The sequence below is a fragment of the Streptomyces spiralis genome, from assembly GCF_014654675.1.
Taxonomy (GTDB): Bacteria; Actinomycetota; Actinomycetes; order Streptomycetales; family Streptomycetaceae; genus Streptomyces; species Streptomyces spiralis.
Map to the genome: position 1 here is coordinate 118,977 of NZ_BNBC01000009.1, position 23,401 is coordinate 142,377.

The window sequence follows — 23,401 nt, forward strand, 5'->3', positions numbered from 1 at the left end:
ACTCCGCCGTGACCAGCCGTCACCCCACCGTGACGTACCGCCCCGGCCCGGGCGTGTCGCGGCGCCCCAGCTTCCGCAGCAGCCACGCGATTTGGCACTCTGTGTCCTCCGGGGGGATGCTCGGGAGGGGATGATGATCATGAATGCGACGCAGACGGGACCGCATGCCGGTGCATCCGGCGACCCGAGGATCGGCTGGAGCAGCGCCGAGACGCCCCACGCGCCCGCTCTCCGCCACCGCCGCGACGGCATACTCCCCACCATCGCCGCCGCCCTGTCCGTACGCGGTGCCACCCTCACCGGCACCGCCGCCCGCGGCGAGGAACCCCCCGCCCTGCACCCCCTCGTCCAGGACTTCCTCGACACCCTCCCCAGCGCCCAGCGCGACCGCTTCACCGGCCGCTGCGCCGAGACCATCCTCATCTCCCGGCACATCAGCGCCACCGACGCGAGCCGCAGCAAACGCGCCTCCCGCAAACCCATGACCAACGGCGAAGCCCGCAAAGCCCTCAAACAGGCAAAACTCACCGCCCGCCGCATCCGCGAGGACGGCGACCCCCTGCACGGCAGCTTCGCCGCCCCCTGCCGCGCCTGCACCGCGCTCAGCGCCCACTTCGGCGTTCGCATCGTCGACCCCACGGACGGCGAAGCCTGACGACCCGCACACCCGGCCACGCGCACCGCACCCCACCGCGGCCACGACGAACGAAGGGCAGATGCACGCCGACCGCCACACCTCCACACGCTTCGCCGTACCCGTCGACGCCGCCCTGCGCGCCGCCGGCTGGCAACCCGGACGCTGGGACATAAAGCAGGCCGAAGTGTGGGCCGACGCCCTGCGCGACCACACCTCCCCGGCCGGCCACCGGCACACCGTCTTCCCCGCCGCCGTCGAGGCCTGGGCCGAATTCGGCGGCCTGCGCGTCACCCCCACCGACAGCGGCCGCCAGATCGCCCCCGCGGCCCTCGACCTCGACCCGCTGCACGGCCTCCACATGGCCCGCACCCTCGGCGACCTCGGCCGCGCCCTCGACACCGAGGTCTGCCCCCTCGGCGCCGAGACCGACACCGAGTCCCTGCTCGCCATCGACACCGAGGGCCGCGTCTACGCCCTCGACCACACCGGCGACTGGTACCTCGGCCCGGACATCGACCAAGCCCTGTCGGCCCTCATCTCCGGCATAGCCCCGGTACGCCTGACAGCCGGCTGACGCACGAGTCGAACACGAGCCGCACTCGACCCGAGCCCGTGGCAGAGCTCGACCGGAGACCGAAGCAAGGCTCGACCCGAGCCCGGAGCAAGGGCAGGGACTACGCGGCCGGAATCACCGCCGACACCCGGAAACCCCCCGCCTCCGTCGGCCCCGACACGAACACGCCGCCCAGCGCCACGACCCGCTCCTTCATCCCGAGCAGCCCGTTCCCGCCGGACGGCAACCGCGCCGACGACGCCGACGACGGCTCCGGCGGCGGCTCGTTCTCCACCTGCATCGCGATCTCCGCCCCCCGATGCGCGAGCCGCACATAGGCCTTCGCCCCCGCCGCGTGCTTGTGGACGTTCGTCAGCGCCTCCTGCACCACGCGATAGGCGGTCTGCTCGATCTCCGGGCCGTAGGAACGCGTCTCACCCTCCACCGACAGATCCACGACCATCCCCGCGGCCGCCGACTGCCCGACCAGCTCCTCCAGCTCCGCCAGACACGGCCCCTCCGCACCGCCCGGCTCACCGGCCGCCCGGGAAGCCGCGGCGGCGGCGGCCACCCCCACGGCGACCAGCGGCACGGAGGCGGAGGCCCGCTCACGGCGCCGCTGTTTCTGTTCGTCCCCGCTGCGCAGCACCCCGAGCATCTCCCGCAGCTCGGTCAGCGCCTGCCGCCCCATGTCCCCGACGAGCGCGGCGTTGCGCACCGCCTTCTCGGGATCCTTCCGGGCCACGGCCTGCAGCGCGGCGGCGTGCACGACCATCAGGCTCACCCGGTGCGCGACGACGTCGTGCATCTCCCGGGCGATCCTCGTCCGCTCCTCGTTACGGGCCCACTCGGCCCGCTCCTCCGCCCGCTCCGCGAGCAGCTGCAACTCCCGCTCGAGACTGTCCGCCCGCTCCCTGAGCGACTCCATCAGCCGCCGCCGGGCGCCGACGTACAGCCCGAGAAGAAGAGGAGGAGCCGTCAGACCCAGCGAGGTCGTCACGGCGGCGAACGGAACGAACCAGTCCCCGAGGGAGAAATCCCCCCGCGCCATGTCCTGCCGCACCCGCACGAACGTCACGATCATCGTGCCGAGGAACGACATCCCGGCCAGCGCCCCGATGATCCTCCGCGGCAGCTCGCACGCGGCCAGGGTGTACAGCCCGACGATCCCCATCAGGAAACCCATCTGGGCCGGCGTGACGGCGATCGCGACCAGCACCACGGCGATGGGCCACCGCCGCCGGATCAGCAGCACCGACCCGGCCAGCACCCCGAACACGATCCCGACGGCCGGCGGAACCCCGGCGTCCCGCGCGAACGGCACGCCCTCGGCCCCGCACTCCACCGCGGACACCAGCGCCAGGCTCCCGTCGAGCACCGCACTGCGCCACCGCGCCCACCACCACGGCCCGGCCCCGGCCCCGGCCGCCCGATGGTCTTCCCCCGTCCTGGTCATGCCCTCCAGCGTACGGGCGCCCGCGGCGGCATTTCCGGTGAGTTTCGCGTGCCGCTCGCCACCGCGCCGCGCGGCGGAGGTGCGGCAGCGGCTCACACCGTCGCATCGAGGGCGCCCGGTACGGCATAGTGGTGTCCGAGCGCGGAGCCGATCAACGAATCGGACATCACACGCACACAGTCCCGGATCGTCTAAGGGCAGGACAAACGGTTTTGGTCCGTTGAATGAGGGTTCGAATCCTTCTCCGGGAGCCGCAGCGAGCGGGAGCTCGCCCCAAGGGTCCTGGCCCGTCTCGGGTCAGGACCCGCTCTCGTCTCCCCCTCCCCGCGCCCCGCTATCCTGCGGATGTCCACCCCACCCCAAAAGCCGAAGGGCATCCTGTGAGCGCCATTCGCCCGGCAGCCGTCGTCGTTCTCGCAGCGGGTGAGGGCACCCGTATGAAGTCGGCCACACCGAAGGTCCTGCATGACATCTGTGGCCGTTCCCTGGTCGGTCATGTGCTGGCGGCCGCGCGTGAGTTGAAGCCCGAGAACCTCGTGGTCGTGGTCGGGCACGCGCGGGAGAAGGTGACCGCGCATCTGACGGAGGTCGACCCCCAGGTCCGTACCGCCGTGCAGGAGAAGCAGAAGGGCACCGGGCACGCCGTCCGCATGGGGCTCGAGGAGCTCGGCGGGGCCGTCGACGGGACCGTGGTCGTCGTCTGCGGGGACACCCCCCTGCTCACCGGTGAGACGCTGCGGCAGCTGGCCGCCACGCACGGCGAGGACGGCAACGCCGTCACCGTGCTGACCGCCGAGGTGCCGGACGCCACCGGGTACGGCCGGATCGTGCGCGACGGCGACAGCGGTGCCGTGACCGCGATCGTGGAGCACAAGGACGCGACCGAGGCCCAGCGGGCGATCCGGGAGATCAACTCCGGGGTGTTCGCGTTCGACGGGCGGCTGCTCGCGGACGCGCTGGGCAAGGTGCGGACGAACAACAGCCAGGGTGAGGAGTACCTCACCGATGTCCTCGGGATCCTGCGTGAGGCCGGTCACCGGGTCGGGGCCTGTGTGGCCGGCGACCACCGGGAGATCGCGGGGATCAACAACCGTGTGCAGCTCGCGGAGGCCCGGCGGATCCTCAACGACCGGCTGCTGACCGCCGCCATGCTCGCCGGGGTGACCGTCGTCGACCCGGCGACCACCTGGGTCGATGTGACCGTCACCTTCGAGCAGGACGTCACCGTCCTGCCGGGCACCCAGCTGCACGGCTCGACGCATCTCGCCGAGGGCAGCGTGGTCGGCCCGAACAGCCGGCTGACCGACACCCGGGTCGGGGCGGGGGCACGGGTGGACAACACCGTCTCCGACGGGGCCGTGGTGGGCCCGGAGGCGTCCGTGGGTCCGTACGCCTATCTGCGGCCCGGCACGCGCCTGGGGCTGAAGTCCAAGGTCGGTACGTACGTCGAGACGAAGAACGCCGCGATCGGCGAGGGGACGAAGGTTCCGCACCTGTCCTACGTCGGTGACGCCACGATCGGCGAGTACACGAACATCGGCGCCGCGAGCGTGTTCGTGAACTACGACGGGCAGGACAAGCACCACACCACCGTCGGGTCGCACTGCCGCACCGGCTCGGACAACATGTTTGTGGCGCCTGTCACGATCGGGGACGGCGCGTACACGGCCGCCGGGTCCGTGATCACGCGGGACGTACCGCCCGGTTCGCTGGCCGTGGCCCGTGGTCAGCAGCGGAATATCGAGGGTTGGGTGGCGCGAAAGCGTCCGGGCAGCGCGGCGGCGAAGGCGGCCGAGGCGGCGTCTCCGAAGGGCGAGGGCGAGGCCTGACCGGACACGGGTGCGCCAAACACGGCGTACCGTGATAAGTGCACACCCGCACCCCCACCAGCTGAGACGGCCTCTCGCCCACGGTCTGACACGGCTCATGAGGTCATCTCGACATCCAGCTGCGAACACCCTCTGAGGAGACACTGCTGTGACCGGGATCAAGACGACCGGCGAGAAGAAGATGATGTTCTTCTCCGGCCGCGCCCACCCCGAGCTTGCCGAGGAAATCGCCCACGAGCTGGGTGTCGGGGTCGTCCCGACGAAGGCGTTCGACTTCGCCAACGGCGAGATCTATGTGCGTTATCAGGAGTCGGCACGTGGCGCGGACTGCTTCCTGATCCAGAGCCACACGGCTCCGATCAACAAGTGGATCATGGAGCAGCTGATCATGATCGACGCGCTGAAGCGCGCGTCGGCCCGCTCCATCACGGTCATCGTGCCCTTCTACGGTTACGCGCGGCAGGACAAGAAGCACCGTGGCCGTGAACCGATCTCGGCGCGTCTGGTGGCCGACATGATGAAGACGGCCGGCGCGGACCGCATCCTCGCCGTCGATCTGCACACGGACCAGATCCAGGGCTTCTTCGACGGCCCGGTGGACCACCTGTTCGCGCTGCCGCTGCTGGCGGACTACGTGGGCAACAAGGTGGACCGTTCGAAGCTGACGGTGGTGTCCCCGGACGCCGGCCGGGTGCGGGTGGCGGACCGGTGGTGCGACCGGCTGGGCGCGCCGCTGGCGATCGTGCACAAGCGGCGTGACAAGGACGTGGCGAACCAGGTCACCGTGCACGAGGTCGTCGGTGACGTGAAGGGCCGCGTCTGTGTGCTGGTGGACGACATGGTCGACACCGGCGGCACGATCTGCGCCGCGGCGGACGCGCTGTTCGCGCACGGTGCGGAGGACGTGATCGTGACGGCGACGCACGGTGTGCTGTCGGGTCCGGCGGCGGACCGGCTGAAGAACTCGCAGGTGAGCGAGTTCGTGTTCACGAACACGCTGCCGACGCCGGGCGAGCTGGAGCTGGACAAGATCACGGTGCTGTCGATCGCGCCGACGGTCGCGCGGGCGGTGCGCGAGGTGTTCGAGGACGGTTCGGTGACGAGCCTCTTCGACGAGCAGTAACGATCACTCTGTGACCTTTCACGGGCTCCCGTAGATCGTTTTGGGTACGGCCTCCTTCTCCGAGTAGACTGCTCAGGTTGCTCGGCGAGGGAGGCCGTGGCCGTCTTCGGGCGGATACGGCGGTCCGTAATCGACGCGCTCTTCGTAGCAGGCCGTTCGTGTGGCCGGGTGACCACGTCCCCTACTTCTACGAGGAGTGAGAAGCATGTCCGAGGTGAAGCTCGCCGCCGAGACCCGCACCGAGTTCGGCAAGGGTGCCGCGCGCCGCATCCGCCGTGACAACAAGGTCCCGGGTGTTCTCTACGGTCACGGCTCCGACCCGCTGCACCTGACGCTGCCGGGCCACGACCTGCTGATGGCGCTGCGTACGCCGAACGTCCTGATCTCCCTGGACATCGACGGCAAGACCAACGAGCTGGCGATCCCGAAGTCCGTGCAGCGCGACCCGCTGAAGGGCTTCCTGGAGCACGTCGACCTTCAGCTGGTCAAGCGCGGCGAGAAGGTCACGGTCGAGATCCCGGTCAACGCCGAGGGCGAACTGGCCCCGGGTGGCAACCTGCTGGAGCACGTGCTGAACGCGCTGCCGGTCGAGGCCGAGGCCACCCACATCCCCGAGGCCGTGACGGTGTCCGTGGAGGGTCTGGAGGCCGGTGCCTCGATCCACGCCAAGGACATCACCCTGCCGAGCGGTGTGACGCTGGCCGTCGAGGAGGACGCGGTCGTCCTTCAGGTCCTCCAGGCGCAGGTCGAGGAGGCCGCCGAGGGCGAGCAGGCCGAGGGCGAAGAGGCCGCCGAGGCCTGATCCTCAGCCGATCGTCGTTTCGCCGGCCGCTGCTTCCCGTACTCCGGTAGGGGGAGCGGCGGCCGGTGCGTATCAAGGAGAAGCAGACGTGACCACCCCGGCGAGTTCCGCGAACGCCCCCTGGCTGATCGTCGGCCTGGGCAATCCCGGACCGGAGTACGCCATGAACCGGCACAACGTGGGGTTCATGGCGGTGGATCTGCTGGCCGACCGTATCGGGGGCCGGTTCAAGCGGGCGAGCAAGGCGCAGGCGCAGGTGGTGGAGGGCCGGATCGGTCCGCCGGGCCCGGAGAGCCGCCGGGTGGTCCTGGTGAAGCCGATGTCGTACATGAACCTCTCGGGCGGTCCGGTGAACGCGCTGCGGGACTTCTACAAGGTTCCGGTGGCGAACATCGTGGCGATCCATGACGAGCTGGACATCGACTACGGCACCCTGCGGCTGAAGCTGGGCGGCGGTGACAACGGGCACAACGGCCTGAAGTCGATGACGAAGGCGATGGGCGCGGACTACCACCGGGTGCGGTTCGGGATCGGGCGTCCGCCGGGCCGTATGCAGGTGGCGGACTTCGTGCTGAAGGACTTCTCGGCGGCGGAGCGCAAGGAGCTGGACTACTTCGTCGACCGGGCGGCGGACTCGGTGGAATGTCTGCTGGCGGAGGGGCTGGAGCGGGCGCAAAGCGCGTACAACTCCTGACTTGTCGGGCCGCCGGCCTCCTCGGGAGTTGACCGGGCGCAGGGGAATGGCCAATGATCCCGGCCATGCCTGCCGCAGCAGCCACCGCCCGTAGTCGTTCCCGTCAGGCCCGTACGACCCGCAAGCCCGGCCGTACGAACCGCAAGCCCGCCCGTACGGCCTCGTTCGCCGCGCTGCGGTTCGGGCGGGTCGCCACGATGGGCGCGGTCACCGTGCTCATCCTGATCGCGGGCGTGTGGGCGTCCTGGAGCACCGCGCCCTACGTGATGCTGACCAAGGGGCGGGAGCGCGGGACGGTCGAGGTGACGCGGTGCGCCCACGACACGTGCAGCGGCCCGTACACGCCCCTGTCCGCGGGGTCGACGGCCCGGGACCGGGTGGAGATCGGCTCGGCGGTGGTGCACAAGGGGCGGACGTACAGCGTCGTGGTGAAGCCGGGCACCGACGAGGTGCTGCGTTCGGGCCCGGCCGGGATCCTGTACGCATGGGCTCCGCTGGGCGGTGCGCTGCTGCTGGCCTCGGTGGTGGTGGCGGGCGGGCTGCGGCTGGCCCGGGCCGCGTGGGTGCTGGCCGGGTCGGGTGTCGCGCTGCTGACGGCGGCTTTTCTGGCACTTTGACCAGGCTGGGCGGGCACCGTGCCGCCAAGGGCTGTCTTTGTTCCCGCTTTGTGATTGACGGGGCCTGGGGTGCGGCTGGGAAGCTGAGCCGCCCCCTCCACATCTTCCCGTTCGCTTCTCGAAGATGGACTGCCCCATGCGTACCCTGATCCGCGCCGGCGCGGTGACCGCCGGTGTCTCGGCGGCGCTCGCGATCGCTCCCCTCGCGCACGCCGCCTCGCAGAACTCCCACCACGGTGACAACGGCACCGTGAAGATCCACGACGCGAAGACCGGCGAGGAGCTGCGCCGGAACGAGCCGCACGTCTGCACCTTCTATCTGGACGCCTTCGGATTCGACGGCGGGCAGCAGGTGGACTGGCACATCGAGACGTGGGCGCCGACCGGCGCCGTCAAGGGCGACACCGTGAAGGCCGGCGACATCACCCTGGACGCCGACGGCCACGGCCGCACGGAGGACCTGTCGCTGCCCGACGGGCACTACAAGCTGTTCTGGAACTTCGACGGCGAGAAGAGTGCCGCCGCCAAGCACAAGGTGTTCTGGACGGACTGCGCGCCCGAGAACGGCGGCTCCGGCTCCACGCCGAGCACGCCCGGCACCACGCCCGGCGGACCCGGCTCCACGCCGAGCGGGTCCACCGCTCCGACCGCCTCCGCGTCACCGACCGCGGAGGCGACCTCCTCGGGCGCGGCTCCCGCCGCCTCCTCGTCCCCGTCCGCGCAGGGCGGCGCGAGCGGCGACCTCGCCGAGACGGGCAGCAGCGCCCCGGTGGGTCTGCTGTCGGGCGTCGCGGCCGCGCTGGTCGCGGCGGGTGGCTTCCTGGTGCTGCGGCGCCGGGCCCGCCGCGGCTGACAGAGCGGAAGGAACATGAGGGTGGGCCCGGGATCCGCACGGATCCCGGGCCCACCCTCATGTGGTCCGGCGGCCCTGGTCAGCCGGTGTTGCGCAGGCCGGCCGCCACGCCGTTGACGGTCAGGAGCAGCGCCCTGGACAGCAGCGGGTCGACCTCCTCGCCCGCTGCCGCCGCGTCGCGCTGCCGCTTGAGCAGGGCGACCTGGAGGTAGGAGATCGGGTCGAGGTAGGCGTCGCGGATGGCGAAGGTCTGCTTCAGGACGGGCTGGGCGTCGAGGAGTTCCCGCTCGCCGGTGACCTTGAGGATCTCGGCGACGGTGAGCTCGTGCTCGGCCTTGATGACGTCGAAGACGTGCCGCAGCTCGTCGGGGACGAGGGTGTCGACGTAGTGCTGGGCGATGCGCAGGTCGGTCTTCGCGAGCGTCATCTCGACGTTGGAGACGAAGTTGCGGAAGAAGTGCCACTGTTCGTGCATCTCGTCGAGCACGGTGTCCAGTCCGGCCTCGCGCAGCGCCTTGAGTCCGGAGCCGACGCCGAACCAGCCGGGGACGATCTGCCGGGACTGGGTCCAGCCGAACACCCACGGGATGGCGCGCAGGCCGTCGAGCGAGACGCCGGAGCCGGGGCGGCGGGAGGGCCGGGAGCCCAGGTGCAGTTCGGCGAGCTGGTCCACCGGCGTCGACGCGAGGAAGTACGTCGGCAGGTCGGGGTCCTCGACGAGCCGGCGGTAGGCGGCGTGGGCGGCGTCGCTGACCACGTCCATGGCCGCGTCCCAGCGGGCGAGGGCCTCGGTGGACTGGCGGGGGGCGGTGTGCAGGGCGGAGGCCTGCAGGGTGGCGGCCACCGTCAGTTCCAGGTTCTCCCTGGCCAGCGACGGGATGAGGTACTTGTCGGAGATGACCTCGCCCTGTTCGGTGACCTTGATCTCGCCCTCGAGGGTGCCCCAGGGCTGGGCGAGGATGGCGTCGTGGGTGGGGCCGCCGCCGCGGCCGACGGTGCCGCCGCGGCCGTGGAAGAGGCGCAGCCGTACGCCGTAGCGGTGGGCGACGTCGCGCAGCCGGCGCTGGGCGCGGTGGATCTCCCACTGGGAGGTGGTGATGCCGCCGAACTTGGAGGAGTCGGAGTAGCCGAGCATGACCTCCTGGACGTCCCCGCGCAGTGCGACCAGGCGCCGGTAGGACGGGTCGGAGAGCATGTCCTCCAGGATGGTGTCGGCGGCCTTGAGCTCGTCGGTGGTCTCCAGCAGCGGCACGATGCCGATCTTCGCCCAGCCGGCGTGCAGGTCGATCAGGCCGGCCTCCCTGGCCAGGACGGTCGCCGCGAAGACGTCGTCGGCGCCCTGGCACATGGAGATGATGTAGGACTCGATGACCTCGGGTCCGAAGACCTTCAGGGCCCGCTTGATCGTCTCGAAGACGCCGAGGGTCTTGGCTCCGGCGGCGTCGACGGGGGCCGGGGTGGGAGCGAGCGGGCGGCGGGACCTGAGTTCCTTGGCGAGCAGCCTGGTGCGGTACTCGCGGGGCATGTCGGCGTAGCGCCAGGACTCCTCGCCGAGCCGGTCGAAGAGCTGGCCGAGGGCGTGGTGGTGGGCGTCGGCGTGTTCGCGGACGTCCATGGTGGCCAGCTGGAGGCCGAAGGCGGCCAGGGTGCGGATGGTGCGGGCGAGGCGGCCGTCGGCGAACAGGCCGCCGCGGTGGGCGCGCAGGGAGTCCTGGAGGAGGCGCAGGTCGGCGAGGAGTTCGCCGGTGCCGAGGTAGTCGCGGCCGGCCTCGTGGGGGGTGACCTTGGCGAGGCGCCGCTTGGTGTTGACGAGCTTCTGCCGGATGCAGGTGGCCTTGAGCCGGTAGGGCTCCTCGGCGTTGAGCCGCTTGTAGCGGGGGCTGATCTCGGGGAGGTTGTCGAGGTCGGCCTGGAGGGAGGCGAGCAGCTCGTCGGTGGCGCCGCTGTAGCGGATGGAGTTGGACAGGAATCCGCGCAGCTCGTCGATCATGTCGAGGGCGTCGTTGATGCCGTGCTCGTGCTGGAGGATCAGCACGTCCCAGGTGACTTCGGGGGTGACATTGGGGTTGCCGTCGCGGTCGCCGCCGATCCAGGTGCCGAAGGTGAGGGGGCGGGTGTCGTCGGGGAGCTTGACGCCGACGCGCTCCAGTTCGGCGGTGAGGTCCTCCAGGACGTCGCCGACGGCGCCGGCGTGGAGTTCGTCGAGGTAGTAGATGGCGTTGCGGGCCTCGTCGGTGGGTTCGGGGCGGACGACGCGGAGTTCGTCGGTCTGCCAGACGAGGTCGATGTTCTCGGCCAGCCGGGTGTCCAGGCGGCGGCGGTCGGATTCGAGGACCGGGGTCTCCAGCAGTGCGGCGATGCGCCGGAGCTTGTTGAGCACGGAGCGGCGCGCGGCCTCGGTGGGGTGCGCGGTGAACACCGGGCGCACGTTGAGGTGCTGGACGGTCTGGCGCAGGTGTTCGGGGTCGGCGTCCTTGAGCCGGTCGGCGGTGCGGGAGATCAGGCCGCCCTCGGCGGCACGGCGGGCGCGCAGTTCGCGTCCGCGGTGGACCTGCTCGGTGACGTTGGCGAGATGGAAGTAGGTGGAGAAGGCCCGGACCAGCTTGGCCGCGGTCTCCAGTTCGGTGCCGCGCAGCAGTTCGGCGGCGGCTTCGCCGTCCTCGCGGGTGAGGCGGCGCACCTTCTCGACCAGGTCGAGGAGCTCGGGGCCCTCCTGCCTCACCAGGGTCTCCCCCAGGAGGTCGCCCAGTCGGCGGATATCGGCGCGCAGCTCGCTGCTGGTCGTCGTCTGGTCGTCGGCACTGCTCACAGGTGCGGCTCCTTGCAGTGTTGAAGCTCGTCTGGGAGGGGAACCCGGACGGGTGCCGCGCGGCGGCTGCCGCATACGGGCCGGGCATCCGGGAAGGAATCTTCAGAGCGGACCGCGCTGTCCGACCGACACCAAGTCTAGGTGTCGGCTGGGACGCGCAGGCCAGGGGCTCTTGCCGCGCGGCGACGCGCTGCCATACTTACGTCGCCGTAGGTTACGGAACCGTAGGGAGCTGGTCGTTTCCGAAACCCACCGGCACCACCGGCACCACCGGCATCTGTCCCGGCACCACCGGTATCTGTCACGACCCTCGACCCCACAGGGGACGCCCATGACCACAAGCTCCTCCGATGTGCTCGACGACGCCCCGGAGGCGGCAGTCGGCGAGCTGCCCTCCGCCACTCTGGGCGGCGAGCAGAAGCGTTCGCTCGAGCAGATCACGCTGCTGCTGTTCATCACCGTTCCGTTCCTGGCGCTGCTCGCGGCGGTGCCGCTGGCCTGGGGGTGGGGGGTGAGCTGGCTGGACCTCGGTCTGCTGGTCTTCTTCTACTTCCTCGGCTGCCACGGCATCACGATCGGGTTCCACCGCCACTTCACACACGGTTCCTTCAAGGCCAAGCGGCCCCTGAAGGTCGCGCTGGCGATCGCGGGATCGATGGCGGTCGAGGGCCCGCTGGTGCGCTGGGTGGCCGACCACCGCAAGCACCACAAGTTCTCGGACGCGGACGGCGACCCGCACTCGCCGTGGAAGTACGGCGAGACGATTCCCGCCCTGGTCAAGGGCCTGTACTGGGCGCATGTCGGCTGGATGTTCGACGAGGAGCAGACCCCGCAGGACAAGTACGCGCCGGATCTGATCAAGGACCCGGTGATGCGGCGGATCTCCCGTCAGTTCGTGCTGTGGACGACTGCGTCGCTGCTGCTGCCGGCGCTGATCGGCGGCCTGGTGACCATGTCGTGGTGGGGTGCGCTCACGGCCTTCTTCTGGGGTTCGCTCGTCCGGGTGGCGTTGCTGCACCACGTGACCTGGTCGATCAACTCGATCTGCCACGCGGTGGGCAAGCGCCCGTTCAAGTCGCGGGACCGCTCGGGCAACGTGTGGTGGCTGGCGATCCTGTCCTGCGGCGAGTCCTGGCACAACCTGCACCACGCCGACCCGACCTCCGCCCGGCACGGTGTGGAGCGCGGTCAGCTGGACTCCTCCGCCCGCATCATCCGCTGGTTCGAGCAGCTCGGCTGGGCGTACGACGTGCGCTGGCCGTCACGCTCGCGTATCGATTCCCGCCGGAACACCGACGATCGCGGCTCCCGGCGCCGGAAGGAGACCGCCGAGGCGGCATGATTGACGCCGTGGCGACCGACTCCAGCACTTCCAGCAGCGACAAGCCGCGGCGCACCCGCCGCACCCGTATGACCGGTGCCGAGCGCCGCCAGCAGCTGCTGGAGATCGGTCGCACCCTGTTCGCGGCGAAGGGCTTCGAGGGCACGTCGGTGGAGGAGATCGCGGCGAAGGCCGGGGTGTCCAAGCCGGTGGTGTACGAGCACTTCGGCGGCAAGGAGGGGCTGTACGCGGTGGTGGTGGACCGCGAGATGCGGCGCCTGCTCGACATGGTGACCAGCTCGCTGACCGCCGGCCATCCGCGGGAGCTGTGCGAGCAGGCGGCCTTCGCACTCCTGGACTACATCGAGGAGTACACGGACGGCTTCCGCATCCTGGTCCGCGACTCCCCGATCCCCCAGTCCACGGGCTCCTTCGCCTCGCTGATCTCCGACATCGCCACCCAGGTGGAGGACATCCTGGGCCGCGAGTTCAAGTCCCGCGGCTTCGATCCGAAGCTGGCCCCGCTCTACGCCCAGGCGCTGGTCGGGATGGTCGCCCTGACCGGCCAGTGGTGGCTGGACGTGCGCCGCCCGAAGAAGGCGGAGGTGGCCGCCCACCTGGTCAACCTGGCCTGGCACGGCCTGGACGGCCTGGAACAGAAGCCGCGGCTGATAGGGCACCGCAAGGCGTAAGCGGGCCGGTCCTGTGGACCGGCTCCAGGAACTCCAGCCGGTTGCCCACCGGGTCCTCGGAGTAGAAGCGCCGGTGGCCCGGCAGGTTGTCGTCCCAGGTGACCGGGGCGCCCCGCTCGGCCAGCCGGACGGCGTACGCCTCGATGCCCGTCACCCTCAGGCCGGGGTGGGCCTTCTTCGCGGGCCGGAAGTCCTCCTCGATGCCCAGGTGGAGCTGGACGGACCCGGCCTGGAACCAGCAGCCCCCGCGCGCGGCCAGGACCGGTGGCTTGGGGATCTCCGTCATGCCGAGGACGCCGACGTAGTACGCCCTCAGGTCGTCCTCGGAGCCGGGCGGGGCGGCGAGCTGGACGTGGTCGATGGCCGTGAGCACGGCCTACGCCCCCTTCACGGCGACCGCGAAGAGGCGGCGGAACGGGAACGGGGTGCCGTGCGGACCGGCCGGGTAGGCCTCGCGCAGGGCGGCCCGGTACTCGGCGAGGAACGCCTCGCGGGCCTCCGGGTCGTCGGCGAGCGCCGTGAGGACCGGGCGCAGACCCGTGCCCTTCACCCAGTCCAGGACGGGGTCCTGGCCGGTCAGCAGGTGGATGTACGTCGTCTCCCACACGTCGGCCGCGCAGCCGAGCCCGGTCAGTCGCTCCAGGTACGCCTCGGGGGCGAGCACCGCGTCCTCGTGCCGCAGGACGTCGCCGAGGCGGTCGCGCCAGCGGGCGGAGCCCGCGAGGTCGCGCATCAGCCGGTGGCTGGGGGCGGAGAAGTTGCCGGGCACCTGGAAGGCGAAGACGCCGCCGGGCTCGAGGGCCGCCAACCAGTCGGCGAAGCGCCCCACGTGCCCCGGCACCCACTGGAGGGTGGCGTTGCTGACGATCAGGTCGTACGGCTCGGTGGGCGTCCAGGTGCGGGCGTCGGCGGCGGCGAAGTCGAGGCGGCCGCCGCCGGGCGTGGGGCCCTCGTGATCCACCACGGCCTTGTCGAGCATCTCGGGCGAGTTGTCGTAGCCGGTGATGTGCGCGGTGGGCCAGCGGTCCGCGAGGAGGACGGTGACGTTGCCGGGGCCGCAGCCGAGATCGGCGATGCGGGGCGGGCGCGGGTCCGCGGGCAGGTCCGGGACGCGGGCGAGGAGGTCGGCGAAGGGGCGGGCCCGGTGGCCGGCGTGGCGCAGGTACTGGGCGGGGTCCCAGGTGGGACTGTCGGCGCGGCGGGCACGGTGGGAGCTATCGGCGGACATGGCGGCCTCCCTGTTATCTCGATTCCAAGATAGTTGATATCAAGAGACTTCACGTCGACACAACCACTACACTGATCGCATGGAGGACGAGGTCGATCGGCTGGTCGCGGCGTGGCGGCGGGAGCGCCCGGACCTCGACGTGGAACCGCTCGAGGTGCTCAGCCGGGTGAGCAGGCTGGCCCGGCACCTGGACCGCGCACGCCGGCTGGCCTTCGCCGAGCACAGCCTGGAGCCCTGGGAGTTCGACGTGCTGACCGCGCTCAGGCGCGCGGGAGTGCCGTACCAGCTCTCCCCCGGACAGCTGCTGACCCAGACCCTGGTCACCTCGGGCACCATGACCAACCGCATCGACCGGCTGGCGAAGAAGGGCCTGGTGGAGCGGCTGCCCGACCCCAGCGACCGGCGCGGTGTGCTGGTCCGCCTCACCGTGGAGGGCCGCGACCGCGCGGACCAGTCCCTCGCGGGCCTGCTGGACCAGGAGCGCGCGATCCTGGCCGAACTGTCCTCCGCCCAGCGAGCCGAACTCGCCGGACTGCTACGCCAGCTGACCGCCCCGTTCGACAACATCCCCGGCTAGGTCGTCCCCGGCCAGGTCGACCGGCCCGACCCCGGCCCGGCGGGCCAGGGCGACGGCGGCGAGCGTGGAATGCACGCCGAGCTTGCCCAGGACGTTCTGCATGTGCGTGCGCACGGTGTGCGGGGACAGGTAAAGGCGCTCGGCGACGGCCTTGCGTCCCAGCCCCGCGACCATGCAGCGCAGCACCTCACGCTCGCGCGGCGTCAGGGACTCCACCAGCCGTTCGCTCTCGGTACGGTGTTTGCGCGCCGCGGTCAACTCCCGCAGGACACCGGTGAGCAGGGCGGGCGGCAGATGCGTCTCGTCGCGCAGCACCCCGCGGATGACGGTGAGCAGCCGGGACAGCGAGCAGTCCTTGGCCACCCAGCCGCAGGCGCCGGCCTGAAGGGCGAGCGCGGCCCGGCGCGGGTCGTCCTTCTCGGCGAGCACGACGGTCCGCACTCCGGGATACGCGCCGCGTACCCCGGCGACCAGGGAGATCCCGTCCACCAGCCCGTCGGCGTTGCCGTCCTGGACCGGCACGGCGGCCCGGCCTCCGGGCACGTTCCCGCCGAGGTCGGCGTCGACGAGCAGCACGTCGAAGCGGCGGCCCTCGGCCCCGGCCCGCTCCAGGCAGCGCAGCGCCGTCGGCCCGGACCCAGCGGCGGACACGTCGACGTCCGGCTCCGCGGCCAGTGCGGCGGCGAGCGACTCGGCGAAGATGCGGTGGTCGTCGACGACCAGAACGCGGATACGCACCACTGAAACCCCCTTCCCCAAGCTCCTTGGCAGAGCAGGGGATTCCCATTGTCCCGAGACATCGGCACCACCGACACCGCCGGCACGGCTGACACCGCCGGCAGCGCTGACCGCTTTCACCGGCACGGGCACGACGCCCGGAGTGGGCGCCACCGCCGCACGGCCGCCGCCATGCGGAACTGTTACCCCCACTTCGGGCGTCGTACCCGGCTGTCTCGCCCCCTGATCGGCACCGGCCCCCACCGGCACCGCTCCTCAGAGTACGGCCGGGGGCCCGAAGGGGAAGGCAATTCGCAGAACTGACCGTCCGGCGCGTTTAGGGTGTGCCGCATGTTTCGTATTGAGGCAGAAGTCGACAAGCAGCGCCGTGATCTGCTCCGCTCCCGCCTCCGCGACACGAACACGGCGGCGTCCCCGGTCCTGGCCGCCCTGCGCGGAACCCCCGCCGAGCGCGAGATCCCCCTGCACGTCTGGGCCCTGGACGAGTCGGGCGACCTGGCCGGCGGCCTGGTCGGCCACACCTGGACGACCTGGCTGCACGTGGCCTACCTCTGGGTCGACGCCCCCCACCGAGGCGCGGGCCTCGGCTCCCGGCTCCTCACCCGCGCCGAACGCATCGCCCACGACGAACGCGGCTGCCGCGGCGCCCGCCTGGAGACCTGGGACTTCCAGGCACCGGAGTTCTACCGCAGACACGGCTACAAGGTCGTCTGCGCCATCCCCGACTACCCACCGGGCATCACGGAGTACACCTTGATCAAGCCACTGGGCTGACGGCGACTGAGTCCGGCGCCGCCGGGGTCGCTGTCATCTCGGCGATGACCGGACAGCCCTTGGAGGCGTCGCAGGGAGGACTTGCCAAGTGCCTGATGACGCCCGGCACTTCGTGAGGTGGTTCCACGTGGCGGCGCCGGGTTCTGGTCGGCGCCGCCACGTGGACTGCGGAGGTCAGGACAGTCGTCGGGCTCCCGCCGAGGGGACAGCCTCGAAGACTCGGGGGGAAGTGAAGCCGGCGCTCGCGAAGGCCTCCTCGATGGCCTTGGTGAGGGCCGGGACGTCGGCCTCCTCCGTGAGGACGATCGCCGAGCCGCCGAAGCCGCCGCCCGTCATCCGCGCTCCCAGTGCGCCCGCGCTCAGGGCCGTGTCGACGATCAGGTCGAGTTCCGGGCAGGAGATACGGAAGTCGTCGCGCAGGGAGGCGTGACCCTCGGTCAGGACCGGGCCGATCGCCCGGGGGTCGCCGGACTCCAGGAGGGACACCACCCGTTCGACGCGCTGGTTCTCGGTGACGACGTGGCGGACCAGGCGCCGGACCTCCTCCTCGTCGCCGAGCTGTTCCAGGGCCGCGGCCAGGCCGTCGTAGGGGACGTCCCGCAGGGCGTCCACGCCCAGCAGGGCCGCGCCCTTCTCGCAGCCGGCGCGGCGCTTGCCGTACTCGCCGCCGCTGTGGGCGTGCTTGACCTGGGTGTCCACCACCAGCAGGCGCAGGCCCCGACCGGCCAGGTCGAACGGAATCTGGCGCTGGGACAGGTCGCGGGTGTCGAGGAACAGGGCGTGCCCGGCCTCGCAGCAGGCCGAGGCCGTCTGGTCCATGATGCCGGTCGGTGCGCCGACATAGACGTTCTCGGCGCGCTGGCACAGACGGGCCAGCTGCCATCCCTTCAGACCCAGGGCGCAGAGGTCGTTCAGGGCGAGGGCGACCACGACCTCCAGCGCCGCCGAGGAGGACAGGCCCGCGCCGGAGGGGACCGTCGACGTCAGGTGCACGTCCGCGCCCGTCACCGCGTGGCCGGCCTCCCGCAGGGCCCAGACCACGCCCGCCGGGTACGCCGTCCAGTCCTTGTCGGACCCGGGCGCCAGCTCGTCGACGCGCAGCTCGACCGGGCCGCCGGGCACGTCCGCCGAGTGCAGGCGCAGCACGCCGTCCTCGCGCCGCGCCACCGCGGCGATCGTGACGTGCGGCAGCGCGAAGGGCATCACGAAGCCGTCGTTGTAGTCGGTGTGCTCACCGATCAGGTTGACGCGGCCCGGCGCCGCCCAGACTCCGTCCGGTTCGGTGCCGTAGAGAGCCGTGAAGGCCTCTCTGGTCTCCCGGGCCCGCCGGGTCTCTTCCGTCTCTTCCGCCGCCACTACTGCTCCCTCGCGATGTGCTGCGCGAACTCCCAGGCGTCCGCGACGATTCCCGCGAGGTCCGCGCGGGACGGGTTCCAGCCGAGCTTCTCGCGGGCGGTGGCGGCCGAGGCGACCAGGACCGCCGGGTCGCCGGCCCGGCGCGGGGCCACGACCTCCGGGATCGGGTGGCCGGTGACCTGCCGGACCGTCTCGATCACCTCGCGGACGGAGAAGCCGTTGCCGTTGCCGAGGTTGCAGATCAGGTGCTCGCCCGGGACGGCGGCCTTCACGGCCAGCAGGTGGGCCTCGGCCAGGTCCGCCACGTGGATGTAGTCGCGGACGCAGGTGCCGTCGGGGGTGGCGTAGTCGTCGCCGTAGATCGAGATGGCGTCGCGGCGGCCCTGGGCGACCTGGAGGACCAGCGGGATCAGGTGCGACTCGGGGTTGTGGCGCTCGCCGTACGCGCCGTAGGCGCCGGCCACGTTGAAGTAGCGCAGCGAGACCGCGCCCAGGCCGTGGGCCGCCGCCTCGCCGGTGATCATGTGGTCGACGGCGAGCTTGGAGGCGCCGTAGGGGTTGGTGGGCTTCGTCGGGGCGGACTCGACGATCGGGACCTGCTCCGGCTCGCCGTAGGTCGCCGCCGTGGAGGAGAAGACCAGCTTCTTCACGCCGGCCTCGCGCATGGCGCCGAGCAGGGCCATGGTGCCGCCGACATTGTTGTCCCAGTACTTCTCCGGCTTCACCACCGACTCGCCGACCTGCGAGAACGCCGCGAAGTGCAGCACGGCGTCGAAGGAGGAGTCCAGCCACTTGGCGGCGTCGCGGATGTCGCCCTCGATGAAGACGGCGCCCGCGGGCACGCCCTCGCGGAAGCCCGTCGAGAGGTTGTCGAGCACGACGACCTCGTGCCCGGCCGCCAGCAGGTGCTGGGCCACCACGCTCCCGACGTAACCCGCGCCGCCCGTCACCAGGTACTTCCCGCTCATGAACTCGCTACCTCTCGCAGTCGCTCGGCCGCGCGCTCCGGGGGCACGTCGTTGATGAAGACGCTCATGCCGGACTCGGAGCCCGCAAGGAACTTCAGCTTGCCGGAAGTGCGGCGGATGGTGAAAAGCTCGAGGTGGAGGGCGAAGTCCTCGCGGACGACCCCCTCGAACTCCTCCAGCGCGCCGAACGGGGCCTGGTGCCAGGCCGCGATGTAGGGCGTCGGAGGCTCACCTTCGCCGAACAGCCGGTCGAAGCGCCTCAACAATTCCAGATAGACCTGGGGGAACTCCGAGCGGGTCGGCTCGTCCAGGGCGAGCAGGTCCGGGACGCGGCGCCGGGGGTAGAGGTGGACCTCGTAGGGCCAGTGCGCGGCGTACGGCACGAAGGCCACCCAGTGGTCGCTCTCCAGAACGATCCGCTCGTCGGCGAGCTCCCGGGCCAGAACGGCGTCGAAGAGGTTCTCCCCGCCGGTCGCGTCCTTGTGGGCGGCCAGCGACCGGAGCATCAGCGCGGTGCGCGGGGTGGTGAAGGGGTAGGCGTAGATCTGGCCGTGCGGGTGTCCCAGCGTCACGCCGATCTCGGCGCCCCGGTTCTCGAAGCAGAACACCTGCTCTACGGAGGGCAGATGCGACAGTTCAGACGTACGGTCGGTCCAGGCGTCCAGCACCAGTCGCGCCTGCTCCTCGGTCAGGTCGGCGAAGGAGGAGTCGTGGTCGGAGGTGAAGCAGACGACCTCGCAGCGGCCGGAGTCGCCGGCCAGCGACGGGAAGCGGTTCTCGAACACCACCACGTCGTACGCGGAGTCCGGGATCTCGGTCAGGCGCTCGCCCTGGGTGGGGCACAGGGGGCACTCGTCGGCCGGCGGGTGATAGGTGCGGCCCTGACGGTGGGAGGCCACGGCCACCGCGTCACCGAGCAGCTCGTCCCGGCGGATCTCGGAGGTGGTGACGGTCCGCTCCAGGGGGCGGCGGTCGACCGCGTCGCGCACGGTGTCGTCCCGCAGGTCGTAGTAGATGAGCTCACGACCGTCGGCCAGTCGGGTCGAGGTCTTCTTCACTGTCGGACTCCCTACCGGATCCAGGTCCGCTCCGCACTCCATCACCCAACACAATCAAACATAACACATCACAACCCACCACCCCTGTGGCGTCAACCCTTGGTCAACCTTCTACATCACAATCAAACAAAGACCACCAACAAAAGTGTTCAATTTCTGAACGCGAAGGCGTAGGTTCCCCGCTGGATCAGTTCGCGCAACGAAGCGAGTTCTTATGCAAACCCCCACATACGCACCCGCCTACCTGGCGGCGGAGCTACGACTCCCCACCAACGGCCTGGACTACACGATCCTCGGCATCTACTTCGTGGTCGTCCTCGGCATCGGCTTCGCGGCGCGCCGCTCGGTCAAGACCAGCCTCGACTTCTTCCTCTCCGGCCGCTCCCTGCCCGCGTGGATCACCGGTCTGGCGTTCATCTCCGCCAACCTGGCCGCCACCGAGATCCTCGGCATGGCCGCCAACAGCGCCCAGTACGGCGCGTACACCGTGCACTGGTACTGGATCGGCGCCATCCCGGCCATGGTCTTCCTCGGCCTGGTGATGATGCCCTTCTACTACGGCAGCAAAGTGCGCTCGGTGCCCGAGTTCCTGCTGCTGCGCTTCGACCGGGGCGCACATCTGCTCAGTTCGATCCTGTTCGCCTTCGCCGCGATCCTGATCGCCGGCGTGAACCTGTACGCCCTCGCGATCGTCGTGGAGGCACTGCTGGGCTGGCCGCAGTGGGTGGCGATCGTCGTCGCCGGCTTCTTCGTCCTCGCCTACATCACCCTCGGCGGTCTGTCCTCCGCGATCTACAACGAGGTGCTGCAGTTCTTCGTGATCCTCGCGGCCCTCATCCCGATCGTGGTGCTCAGCCTGAAGAAGGTGGGCGGCTGGGACGGACTGACCCACAAGCTCACCGCCACCCACGGCGAGAACTTCACCACCGCCTGGGGCGGCACCGGGATCGGCCACGCCAACCCGCTCGGCGCCAACTGGCTCACCATCGTCCTCGGCCTCGGCTTCGTGCTGTCCTTCGGCTACTGGACGACCAACTTCGCCGAGGTGCAGCGCGCGCTGTCCGCGAAGAACCTCTCCGCCGCCCAGCGCACCCCGCTGATCGCCGCGTTCCCGAAGATCTTCATCGTCTTCCTGGTGATGATCCCGGGCCTGGTCGCCGCCGCCCTGGTGCCGAAGATCGGCACCTCCGGCTCCGGGCTGCAGTACAACGACGCCATCCCGTACCTGATGCAGGAGCTGCTGCCCAACGGCGTGCTCGGCATCGCGGTGACCGGTCTGCTCGCCGCCTTCATGGCCGGCATGGCGGCGAACGTCTCGTCGTTCAACACCGTGTTCACCACCGACATCTGGGCCAAGTACGTCGTCAAGGACCGCGAGGACGCCTACTACGTGCGGTTCGGGCGGCTGATCACCGCGATCGGCGTGCTCGCCTCGATCGGCACGGCGTTCCTGGCGTCGTCGTTCTCGAACATCATGAGCTACCTGCAGACGCTGTTCTCCTTCTTCAACGTGCCGATGTTCGTGGTGTTCATCGTCGGCATGTTCTGGAAGCGCGCGTCGAAGAAGTCCGGCTTCTGGGGGCTGCTCGCCGGCACGACCGCGGCGATGGTGAACTACTTCGTCCTCTACAAGCAGGGCATCATCGACATCCCCACCGACCAGGGCGCCAACTTCGTCTCCGCGATCGCCGGGTTCGTCGCCGGCGCGGTGGTCATGGTGGCGGTGTCGCTGTTCACCAAGCCGCGGCCGCAGGAGGAACTGCGGGGCCTGGTCTACGGCACCCGCTCGCCGGGCATGGCCGAGCCGGCCGCGCCCGGCGACGAGGCCTGGTACCGCAGGCCCGCGCTGCTCGGGTGGGGCGCCGTCGTCCTCGCCGCCCTCTGCTACATCCCGTTCTCGTTCTGATCGCGGGAGGATTGGAAGACCATGTCAGACTCCGAGAACTCCGCACGCCGCTCCGGGCACTCCGAGCCCTCCGGGTACTCCGAGCAGGATGTGCAGCGGGAAGTCACCGAGCTGGAGGGCAAGTCCGCGACCGCCGCGCGGATCTTCGATCTGCGGCGGATCATCGGTGGGTTGTTCGTGCTGTACGGGATCATCGTGACGGTCACCGGGATCACGGACTCGCAGGCGGCGATCGACAAGGCGCAGGGGGTGAACATCAACCTGTGGACCGGTATCGGGATGCTGGTGCTGGGGGTGTTCTTCCTGGTGTGGCTGAAGCTGCGGCCGGCCGCGCCGTCCGTGCCGTCGGCGGAGGAGCCCATGGGCGAGTGATGTAGCTGGGTGGGCGCGGTCTGCCGGGGGCTCCCGGTGGTGCGCTCGCCCGCGCGTGCGGGGGGCCGCTGCGCCCACCCGTGCCGCCCTGGGGGTACCTCCCAGGGGTTGAGGCACTGAGGGAGGCACGACTGCCCGCAGCTATGCGGGTTCCCTCAGCTATGTGGGCTTGCCCGCGCGGTCCAGTAGGCCCGTGCGGGCGGCCAGGGCCGCTGCTTCGAGGCGGGAGCCGACGCCCAGTTTCATCAGGACGCGTTGGACGTGGGTGCGGGCGGTGCTGGGGGCGATGCCCATGCCGGCCGCGATCAGCCGGGTGTCCTCGCCCTCGGCGACCCGGACCAGGACCTCCACCTCCCGCGGGGTGAGCATCCGCAGCAGGCGCTGGCCCTCGTCGTCCGGCTGGGCGACCGGGTTCAGCAGCTCGCCGAAGGCACCCTGCAACAGCTGCGGGGCCACCGCCGCCTCCCCCGCGCGCGCCTTCATGATCGCGCGCTCCACACCCTCTATGCGCTCGTCGTGCCGTACGTACCCGGAGGCGCCCGCGGCGAAGGCCGCCGCGATGCCGCGCGGGGAGGGGACGGGGCCGAGGACGACCACCGCCACCTGCGGACGTTCCCGCTTGATCTTCACCACCGGGTCGAAGGCCCCCGGCTCGGCCGGTGCCGCCGTGCCCAGCAGGCACACCTCCGGCGCGCGGCTGATCACCAGGTCCGCCGCGCCCGCGGCCGGCGCCGCGGCGGCCAGCACGCGGTGCCCCCGCAGCTTCAGCGCCGAGGCCAGTGCCTCGGCGAGCAGTCGGTGGTCGTCGACCACCATGAGCCGCACTCCCATCGAGCAACCCCCCAGTCCCCCAACGGATGCCCAATCGGGCCGTCCATGCTCCGACGGGCTCGAACGGGCGGGAAGCCCCCCGGCAGTCCCGCCCCGCATGCCCCCGGAAGCTACACGCTAGTTCGACGTCGCGCTGCCCCTACCGGCGAGAAGCACCCCGGATCGGCGGACTTTTTGGCCCACCGCGCACACGACGGTGACGTGCGG

Annotated in this window: 23 protein-coding genes and 1 tRNA gene; 15 read left to right on the top strand and 9 right to left on the bottom strand. The window is 70.8% G+C overall.

Going from position 1 to position 23,401, the window contains the following annotated elements; genetic code table 11:
• Positions 1–130 precede the first annotated feature (130 nt).
• Together IE318_RS12395 and IE318_RS12400 are read left to right on the top strand one after the other, a co-directional pair.
• Complete coding sequence (locus IE318_RS12395; protein WP_189899619.1) at positions 131–655, top strand: YwqJ-related putative deaminase; 525 nt, start codon at positions 131–133, stop codon at positions 653–655.
• A gap of 61 nt (positions 656–716) precedes the next feature.
• Entirely contained in the window at positions 717–1,211 is a 495-nt protein-coding gene (locus tag IE318_RS12400) for an SUKH-3 domain-containing protein (RefSeq protein WP_189899621.1), read from the top strand.
• Between the two features lie 100 nt (positions 1,212–1,311).
• Here IE318_RS12400 and IE318_RS12405 read toward each other — a convergent pair whose 3' ends face one another.
• Positions 1,312–2,646 carry a sensor histidine kinase gene (locus IE318_RS12405; protein ID WP_189899623.1) on the bottom strand — a complete coding sequence of 445 codons (1,335 nt, stop codon included), beginning with the start codon at positions 2,644–2,646 and terminating at the stop codon, positions 1,312–1,314.
• Positions 2,647–2,826: 180 nt separating this feature from the next.
• On the opposite strand from IE318_RS12405, the gene IE318_RS12410 reads away from it, so the two are divergent.
• The 7 genes from IE318_RS12410 (at position 2,827) to IE318_RS12440 (ending at position 8,564) form a co-directional block, all read left to right on the top strand.
• Positions 2,827–2,897, top strand: a tRNA-Gln gene (locus IE318_RS12410).
• 129 nt (positions 2,898–3,026) lie between these two features.
• The gene (gene glmU, locus IE318_RS12415) at positions 3,027–4,475 is read left to right on the top strand and encodes a bifunctional UDP-N-acetylglucosamine diphosphorylase/glucosamine-1-phosphate N-acetyltransferase GlmU (protein ID WP_189899625.1); all 1,449 of its coding nucleotides are present in this window, start codon (positions 3,027–3,029) and stop codon (positions 4,473–4,475) included.
• A 148-nt stretch (positions 4,476–4,623) separates the two neighbouring features.
• Positions 4,624–5,598 (top strand): ribose-phosphate diphosphokinase, encoded by a 975-nt coding sequence (locus IE318_RS12420; RefSeq protein WP_030164002.1) that lies wholly within the window; start codon positions 4,624–4,626, stop codon positions 5,596–5,598.
• A 205-nt stretch (positions 5,599–5,803) separates the two neighbouring features.
• Positions 5,804–6,400: a 50S ribosomal protein L25/general stress protein Ctc gene (locus tag IE318_RS12425; RefSeq protein ID WP_030164001.1), complete on the top strand. Its 597-nt coding sequence runs from the start codon at positions 5,804–5,806 to the stop codon at positions 6,398–6,400.
• An 88-nt stretch (positions 6,401–6,488) separates the two neighbouring features.
• Positions 6,489–7,094, top strand: a complete 606-nt coding sequence (gene pth / locus IE318_RS12430) for an aminoacyl-tRNA hydrolase (protein ID WP_030164000.1) — start codon at positions 6,489–6,491, stop codon at positions 7,092–7,094.
• A 53-nt stretch (positions 7,095–7,147) separates the two neighbouring features.
• A complete protein-coding gene (locus IE318_RS12435) occupies positions 7,148–7,711 on the top strand; it encodes a hypothetical protein (protein ID WP_189899627.1) in 564 nt (187 codons plus the stop codon).
• Between the two features lie 136 nt (positions 7,712–7,847).
• Complete coding sequence (locus IE318_RS12440; protein WP_189899629.1) at positions 7,848–8,564, top strand: LPXTG cell wall anchor domain-containing protein; 717 nt, start codon at positions 7,848–7,850, stop codon at positions 8,562–8,564.
• Positions 8,565–8,643: 79 nt separating this feature from the next.
• Here the strand turns inward: IE318_RS12440 and ppc are convergent, their stop codons facing one another.
• Positions 8,644–11,373 carry a phosphoenolpyruvate carboxylase gene (ppc, locus tag IE318_RS12445; RefSeq protein ID WP_189899631.1) on the bottom strand — a complete coding sequence of 910 codons (2,730 nt, stop codon included), beginning with the start codon at positions 11,371–11,373 and terminating at the stop codon, positions 8,644–8,646.
• Between the two features lie 331 nt (positions 11,374–11,704).
• On the opposite strand from ppc, the gene IE318_RS12450 reads away from it, so the two are divergent.
• Positions 11,705–12,715 carry an acyl-CoA desaturase gene (locus IE318_RS12450; RefSeq protein WP_189899633.1) on the top strand — a complete coding sequence of 337 codons (1,011 nt, stop codon included), beginning with the start codon at positions 11,705–11,707 and terminating at the stop codon, positions 12,713–12,715.
• Positions 12,712–13,386 carry a TetR/AcrR family transcriptional regulator gene (locus IE318_RS12455; RefSeq protein WP_030163993.1) on the top strand — a complete coding sequence of 225 codons (675 nt, stop codon included), beginning with the start codon at positions 12,712–12,714 and terminating at the stop codon, positions 13,384–13,386. Before IE318_RS12450 ends, IE318_RS12455 begins: the two co-directional genes overlap by 4 nt.
• On the opposite strand, the gene IE318_RS12460 is transcribed toward IE318_RS12455, so the two are convergent.
• Both IE318_RS12460 and IE318_RS12465 read right to left on the bottom strand, forming a co-directional pair.
• Positions 13,316–13,759 carry a VOC family protein gene (locus tag IE318_RS12460; protein ID WP_189899635.1) on the bottom strand — a complete coding sequence of 148 codons (444 nt, stop codon included), beginning with the start codon at positions 13,757–13,759 and terminating at the stop codon, positions 13,316–13,318. The genes IE318_RS12455 and IE318_RS12460 overlap by 71 nt on opposite strands.
• Positions 13,760–13,762: 3 nt before the next feature.
• A complete protein-coding gene (locus tag IE318_RS12465) occupies positions 13,763–14,614 on the bottom strand; it encodes a trans-aconitate 2-methyltransferase (protein WP_189899637.1) in 852 nt (283 codons plus the stop codon).
• A 79-nt stretch (positions 14,615–14,693) separates the two neighbouring features.
• On the opposite strand from IE318_RS12465, the gene tamR reads away from it, so the two are divergent.
• Complete coding sequence (gene tamR / locus IE318_RS12470; protein ID WP_189899640.1) at positions 14,694–15,191, top strand: MarR family transcriptional regulator TamR; 498 nt, start codon at positions 14,694–14,696, stop codon at positions 15,189–15,191.
• On the opposite strand, the gene IE318_RS12475 is transcribed toward tamR, so the two are convergent.
• Entirely contained in the window at positions 15,150–15,932 is a 783-nt protein-coding gene (locus IE318_RS12475; RefSeq protein ID WP_189899642.1) for a LuxR C-terminal-related transcriptional regulator, read from the bottom strand. The genes tamR and IE318_RS12475 overlap by 42 nt on opposite strands.
• A gap of 327 nt (positions 15,933–16,259) precedes the next feature.
• Between IE318_RS12475 and IE318_RS12480 the strand changes: the two genes are divergently transcribed.
• Complete coding sequence (locus tag IE318_RS12480; RefSeq protein ID WP_030163984.1) at positions 16,260–16,703, top strand: GNAT family N-acetyltransferase; 444 nt, start codon at positions 16,260–16,262, stop codon at positions 16,701–16,703.
• A 174-nt stretch (positions 16,704–16,877) separates the two neighbouring features.
• Here IE318_RS12480 and galK read toward each other — a convergent pair whose 3' ends face one another.
• Genes galK through galT form a run of 3 tightly spaced genes read right to left on the bottom strand, consistent with a single transcriptional unit; the run spans position 16,878 to position 20,085 of the window.
• Positions 16,878–18,059, bottom strand: a complete 1,182-nt coding sequence (galK, locus tag IE318_RS12485) for a galactokinase (RefSeq protein WP_229903483.1) — start codon at positions 18,057–18,059, stop codon at positions 16,878–16,880.
• Positions 18,059–19,027 carry a UDP-glucose 4-epimerase GalE gene (gene galE, locus IE318_RS12490; protein WP_189899644.1) on the bottom strand — a complete coding sequence of 323 codons (969 nt, stop codon included), beginning with the start codon at positions 19,025–19,027 and terminating at the stop codon, positions 18,059–18,061. The genes galK and galE overlap by 1 nt, the downstream gene beginning before the upstream one ends.
• On the bottom strand, positions 19,024–20,085 hold the full coding sequence (gene galT / locus IE318_RS12495) for a galactose-1-phosphate uridylyltransferase (RefSeq protein ID WP_030163981.1): 1,062 nt from the start codon (positions 20,083–20,085) through the stop codon (positions 19,024–19,026). Before galT ends, galE begins: the two co-directional genes overlap by 4 nt.
• A gap of 214 nt (positions 20,086–20,299) precedes the next feature.
• Here galT and IE318_RS12500 point away from each other — a divergent pair, with 214 nt between their 5' ends.
• Both IE318_RS12500 and IE318_RS12505 read left to right on the top strand, forming a co-directional pair.
• On the top strand, positions 20,300–21,991 hold the full coding sequence (locus IE318_RS12500) for a sodium:solute symporter family protein (protein WP_030163980.1): 1,692 nt from the start codon (positions 20,300–20,302) through the stop codon (positions 21,989–21,991).
• A gap of 21 nt (positions 21,992–22,012) precedes the next feature.
• Positions 22,013–22,363, top strand: coding sequence for a hypothetical protein (locus IE318_RS12505; protein WP_189899646.1), 351 nt, complete (start codon positions 22,013–22,015; stop codon positions 22,361–22,363).
• A 159-nt stretch (positions 22,364–22,522) separates the two neighbouring features.
• Here IE318_RS12505 and IE318_RS12510 read toward each other — a convergent pair whose 3' ends face one another.
• Positions 22,523–23,194 carry a helix-turn-helix transcriptional regulator gene (locus tag IE318_RS12510; protein ID WP_030163976.1) on the bottom strand — a complete coding sequence of 224 codons (672 nt, stop codon included), beginning with the start codon at positions 23,192–23,194 and terminating at the stop codon, positions 22,523–22,525.
• Positions 23,195–23,401: the final 207 nt, after the last annotated feature.

Coding starts and splice junctions, on each gene's coding strand:
- IE318_RS12395 (WP_189899619.1), top strand. CDS start 131: ATGATGATCATGAATGCGACGCAGACGGGACCGCATGCCGGTGCATCC.
- IE318_RS12400 (WP_189899621.1), top strand. CDS start 717: ATGCACGCCGACCGCCACACCTCCACACGCTTCGCCGTACCCGTCGAC.
- IE318_RS12405 (WP_189899623.1), bottom strand. CDS start 2,646: ATGACCAGGACGGGGGAAGACCATCGGGCGGCCGGGGCCGGGGCCGGG.
- IE318_RS12425 (WP_030164001.1), top strand. CDS start 5,804: ATGTCCGAGGTGAAGCTCGCCGCCGAGACCCGCACCGAGTTCGGCAAG.
- IE318_RS12435 (WP_189899627.1), top strand. CDS start 7,148: ATGATCCCGGCCATGCCTGCCGCAGCAGCCACCGCCCGTAGTCGTTCC.
- IE318_RS12440 (WP_189899629.1), top strand. CDS start 7,848: ATGCGTACCCTGATCCGCGCCGGCGCGGTGACCGCCGGTGTCTCGGCG.
- IE318_RS12450 (WP_189899633.1), top strand. CDS start 11,705: ATGACCACAAGCTCCTCCGATGTGCTCGACGACGCCCCGGAGGCGGCA.
- IE318_RS12455 (WP_030163993.1), top strand. CDS start 12,712: ATGATTGACGCCGTGGCGACCGACTCCAGCACTTCCAGCAGCGACAAG.
- IE318_RS12465 (WP_189899637.1), bottom strand. CDS start 14,614: ATGTCCGCCGATAGCTCCCACCGTGCCCGCCGCGCCGACAGTCCCACC.
- tamR (WP_189899640.1), top strand. CDS start 14,694: ATGGAGGACGAGGTCGATCGGCTGGTCGCGGCGTGGCGGCGGGAGCGC.
- IE318_RS12480 (WP_030163984.1), top strand. CDS start 16,260: ATGTTTCGTATTGAGGCAGAAGTCGACAAGCAGCGCCGTGATCTGCTC.
- galE (WP_189899644.1), bottom strand. CDS start 19,027: ATGAGCGGGAAGTACCTGGTGACGGGCGGCGCGGGTTACGTCGGGAGC.
- IE318_RS12500 (WP_030163980.1), top strand. CDS start 20,300: ATGCAAACCCCCACATACGCACCCGCCTACCTGGCGGCGGAGCTACGA.
- IE318_RS12505 (WP_189899646.1), top strand. CDS start 22,013: ATGTCAGACTCCGAGAACTCCGCACGCCGCTCCGGGCACTCCGAGCCC.
- IE318_RS12510 (WP_030163976.1), bottom strand. CDS start 23,194: ATGGGAGTGCGGCTCATGGTGGTCGACGACCACCGACTGCTCGCCGAG.